The 732-nt window shown below is 40.6% G+C and carries 2 protein-coding genes; one reads left to right on the top strand and one right to left on the bottom strand.

The window, feature by feature from the left end; translation table 11 throughout:
- On the bottom strand, positions 1-58 hold a 58-nt coding region (locus R7190_RS31425), incomplete at its 3' end, for a prepilin-type N-terminal cleavage/methylation domain-containing protein (protein WP_411978091.1).
- 377 nt (positions 59-435) lie between these two features.
- Between R7190_RS31425 and R7190_RS27220 the strand changes: the two genes are divergently transcribed.
- Positions 436-732, top strand: a 297-nt coding sequence (locus tag R7190_RS27220) for a TSUP family transporter (protein ID WP_318137849.1), incomplete at its 3' end; no start/stop codon positions are given.

The raw sequence follows: 732 nt of genomic DNA, 5'->3' as shown, positions 1-732 counted from the left end.
CGAGTATCACAATCACCACTACTAACTCAATCAGAGTAAATCCAGTCTGTTTTTTCATATTATTTTCACAGCAAGTTAAAGGTAAAAAAGTAAATAACTGTACGCTTTTTTGTTGTGGAAATAAGTACAGTATTGATAAAAGGGTCAGCATTATAGAGCGATGCAAAATAAAGCGCTAGAGCTCGACATCAATCATTTTGATGATTTTATCAACGGCATATGTGTTGTTTTGGTGTACAGTGCATTCAGTTTTCTGTAAGAAAAGCCTTACGTTGGTAGTGAGGTTAGCGAAAATGAATGTTGTCTAAAAACAGACAAATAGATTGTCTTTTCATGGTCATTGAGGAATGCTACGCAAGGCGGGCTTAGGCAATTATCTCGAAATTCGATAAGTCTAGCGCCCTTATTGATTGCCTGAATATAAGAATAATCTAGATGGAATTTGATTCGGTTAACTTGCTTGCGATGGGACTGATTTTTCTCGGTTCTTTTGTCCAAACTGCGATTGGTTTTGGCTTAGCCATTGTGGCCGCGCCATTGCTCATTCTATGGGCGCCCGAATATGTGCCTGCACCTATCTGTTTGGTCGCGTTGTTTATTTCGATCATGAATGCGCTGAAACATCGCAGTAGCGTCGAAATCGGTGGTCTAAAAATGGCACTGATTGGCCGAGTTCCCGGTTCTATTGCTGGTGGCTTCATGCTGTTTTTTGTCTCCACTCAAGCACTGACG

This window comes from Vibrio sp. 1078-1, assembly GCF_033340475.1.
The sequence above is the reverse complement of the archived record's forward strand: the minus strand, read 5'-3'. Positions and strand labels throughout refer to the sequence as shown.